This is a genomic window from bacterium, assembly GCA_023145965.1.
In the GTDB taxonomy this organism is placed as follows: Bacteria; UBP14; UBA6098; order UBA6098; family UBA6098; genus UBA6098.
In genome coordinates this window covers 1-3105 of sequence record JAGLDC010000094.1, presented here as the reverse complement: position 1 = coordinate 3105, position 3105 = coordinate 1, and the positions used below count along the sequence as shown (strand labels likewise).

Sequence of the window (3105 nt, the reverse complement as noted above, 5' to 3'; positions counted from 1 at the left end):
CTTCGCCTTTGCCTGAAGATATTCCTGAAAGCGAGACGGGTGATCATATCTACCTTTTTTTCTGGAGATTTCTGAGCGAGAAGACCTCGTCGCCGAACTCGATGCCGAATTGCACATCGATATATTTTATGATAGTGCTCTGCTTTTCTTCGTCTTGAGGTAGGAGTTCCATAACCGTCGGTATCTCCCTTCCACCGATATTTCTAATATCTTTGAAATTCATGACGCGTTTTAAGTTGCCTTTTTCGTCATAAAATTTCTCCCACAACGGCAAATAATCCCCCTCGCGAACCGCGAAAATGATCTTGCCCCAAACCGACGGCGCGTCTTCTTTCGGAATTAGCTCGACATAAACCTCGCCCTCGACTGCATCTCCGGGTTCGATAATTTTATAGTCGTAATCCTTCTCGAGCGTCGTTTCCTTGACGAGGTCGTCGTTGGTGAAATCGGAGCCCATCCACGAACTCATCATCATAGACGGCGGGATTTTCATTATCTTGTCGGTTTTAGGAAGATAATTCCACATCTCGTTGTCTATTCGAAGAGTCGCGGTTCCCTTTTCCTTTTTCGGCGAATTAATAACGATGAACGTCTTGTCCATGCCCTCGCTCCAGGCTTCGAGCTCGAGCGTCCTCTCCCAATGCGGCGTGACGATCTGCATCTCCATAACCGAGTAAGAGCTACTGCTTCGATATAACTCATCCTGCTTTGCGATTATATCCTCGACATCGTGTTCTACCGCAAAAACGCAAACCGAACAGAGAATAATGAACACTGCAATATATATTTGGCGATGACTTTTCATTTTGCTCTCCTTCAAAATTATTTTTCATTTGCAATTTTCGTCTGATAACGCTCGATTACTCCCGCCAGCTCGGCTTCCATAAAATCATACGCTTTATAGACGCCCTCGAGCCTTTCGGTCGATTCGGGAGGTTCGTCCGCCATAAGTTCGATCCCCTCCCAAAATAGATTTTTTAGATCGGAAATGAACTTGATTTTCGTCACCATCGTCTTGATAAGCGAATCCGGACGCGAGATATAATAGGTCGATCTTTCGCCGTGTTTAGCGATTTTTTCGATCATACTAAATTGCGTAAGCATTCTTAGGTTGGTGCTCAGAGAGCCTCTGCTCGCCTGAAGCGCCTCTGCAATTTGAGCGGCTGTTTGATATGGCGGGTCGCAGACCAGAAGCCACGCGAAGATTTTCCCGGACATTCGGGGAAGGCCGAGGTTCTCGAAGAAAATTCCGAGGTTCTCGACATATTCGATTTTGTTTTTGAACTTCTTTTCCTTTTCCATTATTTCACCGTGTATCGAGAATTTTTATTTCAAGAAAAGTATAAACATTTCGATTGTTTCAGTCAATACTGAAATTATAGAAATTTTAATCTTTACGGTATTATATTTATTAATAAGCTATTACAACCCGCTAAAAAAGGTCCATTAATAAAAAACTCCATCAAACGAATGCTTTATCTATTTTTATATAAATCTAAATCATCTTAGCCTAATATATTGAGATTTTTTCCTCGCATGATTATGCGCGAAGGCGTCAAGATTAATTTTTCATGGAAATAAATGTCCATAAAAAATTAATCAGCCAAAGGCCGAAGTAACTCCAGCACTTCTAAAACCCATTTTTCGCCAGCCTTTGGGCATGTTGCGCCCCATCGGGTCTTTGTGAGAATTAAGATTATGCTATTGCACCAAATATAAATCTTTGTTATTATGATTAGTTGATAATTACAAACTTCATTGGAGGAAATATGACAATAGTTAGAACACCCTTTTATCAAAAGCACATCGAGGCTGGAGCCAAGATTGTAGATTTTGCTGGTTATAAAATGCCTATGTTTTACAAAGGGATCGTTCCCGAGCACCTTAGAGTCCGTGCAAGTGCTGGGCTTTTCGATCTTTCCCACATGGGGGAATTCTTTCTCGAGGGGAAGGGTGCGCTTGATTTCATTTCAAAAACAACAACTAACGATCCCTCAAGTTTGGGGATAGGCCAATGCCAATATAGCGCCATGTGCTACGACAACGGGGGGATAGTCGATGACCTTCTTATTTATCGCTTAGATGAGGAAAGCTGGATGCTCGTAGTCAACGCTTCGAATCTTCAAAAGGACTGGGAATGGTTGAACAATCATGTTCCGTCTAATCCTGATTTCACTTTTGAGAACCGCTCCGAAAAAATTGGTCTTCTCGCTATTCAAGGTCCTGATGCGCAAAAGATATTCCAAAAATTAACAGACTACAACCTCGAGGCAATGCAATTCTATTGTAATGGAAGAGCTAACATCGGTGGTCATGACAATGTCCTTTTTTCGCGCACAGGTTACACAGGTGAGGATGGCTTCGAGCTTTATCTTGAACCTAGCATCTGCCTCGACCTTTGGAAAAAATTCGTCCAGGCGGGCGCAGAATTCAATATTGAGCCTATAGGTCTCGGCGCGCGAGATAGCCTTCGACTTGAAATGAAATACGCCCTTTATGGCAATGATATCGACCAAACGACTAATCCATGGGAAGCTAACCTAGGATGGATAATCAAACTCGAAAAGGGCAACTTTATTGGACGCGATGCACTTATCGACATTAAAACAAAGGGTATCGGACGTAAACTGATATGTTTTAAACTCGCTGAACGAGGCTTCCCAAGACACAACTATCCCATCGTCATCGGTGCAGATGAAATAGGTGTTGTTACAAGCGGGACCCATTCACCCTCTCTAGACATGGGAGTCGGTATGGGCTACGTTAAAAAGGAATTTGCAAAGATCGGCACAGAGATTCAAATTATAATTCGCAATCATCCTATCAAGGCCATTATCGAGAAACCTCCGTTATACAAGGGTGGCTCGCACCGCTAATGCGTGTCGATGTTTTATTCACGCGTTGCGATTTAGACGTCATTCAAAGATCAGATTTTGAAGGCGCCACATTTGTTGTAATCGATGTTCTTCGTGCTTCGACAACATTAATCCAAGCGCTCTCTGTGGGAGCCGGCCCAATTTATGTGGCTGGCTCTTCGCAAAGCGCTTTTAAACTTAAAGCTAAGAATCACCCAGATTCTCTTCTGTGTGGCGAGCGTGATGGTCT

4 protein-coding genes are annotated in these 3105 nt (G+C 43.1%); 2 read left to right on the top strand and 2 right to left on the bottom strand.

Annotated elements, in window-relative coordinates:
- Positions 1-49 precede the first annotated feature (49 nt).
- Positions 50-805, bottom strand: coding sequence for an outer membrane lipoprotein-sorting protein (locus KAH81_08765; protein ID MCK5833745.1), 756 nt, complete (start codon positions 803-805; stop codon positions 50-52).
- 17 nt (positions 806-822) lie between these two features.
- A complete protein-coding gene (locus tag KAH81_08760) occupies positions 823-1302 on the bottom strand; it encodes a MarR family transcriptional regulator (protein ID MCK5833744.1) in 480 nt (159 codons plus the stop codon).
- 467 nt (positions 1303-1769) lie between these two features.
- Between KAH81_08760 and gcvT the strand changes: the two genes are divergently transcribed.
- Both gcvT and KAH81_08750 read left to right on the top strand, forming a co-directional pair.
- On the top strand, positions 1770-2876 hold the full coding sequence (gcvT, locus tag KAH81_08755) for a glycine cleavage system aminomethyltransferase GcvT (protein MCK5833743.1): 1107 nt from the start codon (positions 1770-1772) through the stop codon (positions 2874-2876).
- Positions 2876-3105: 2-phosphosulfolactate phosphatase (locus tag KAH81_08750; GenBank protein MCK5833742.1), on the top strand; the 230-nt coding region annotated here is incomplete at its 3' end. The genes gcvT and KAH81_08750, both read left to right, overlap by 1 nt.

Bases quoted from the DNA above. Each gene is read 5' to 3' on its own strand.
- KAH81_08765 (MCK5833745.1), bottom strand. From the start codon at position 805: ATGAAAAGTCATCGCCAAATATATATTGCAGTGTTCATTATTCTCTGT.
- KAH81_08760 (MCK5833744.1), bottom strand. From the start codon at position 1,302: ATGGAAAAGGAAAAGAAGTTCAAAAACAAAATCGAATATGTCGAGAAC.
- gcvT (MCK5833743.1), top strand. From the start codon at position 1,770: ATGACAATAGTTAGAACACCCTTTTATCAAAAGCACATCGAGGCTGGA.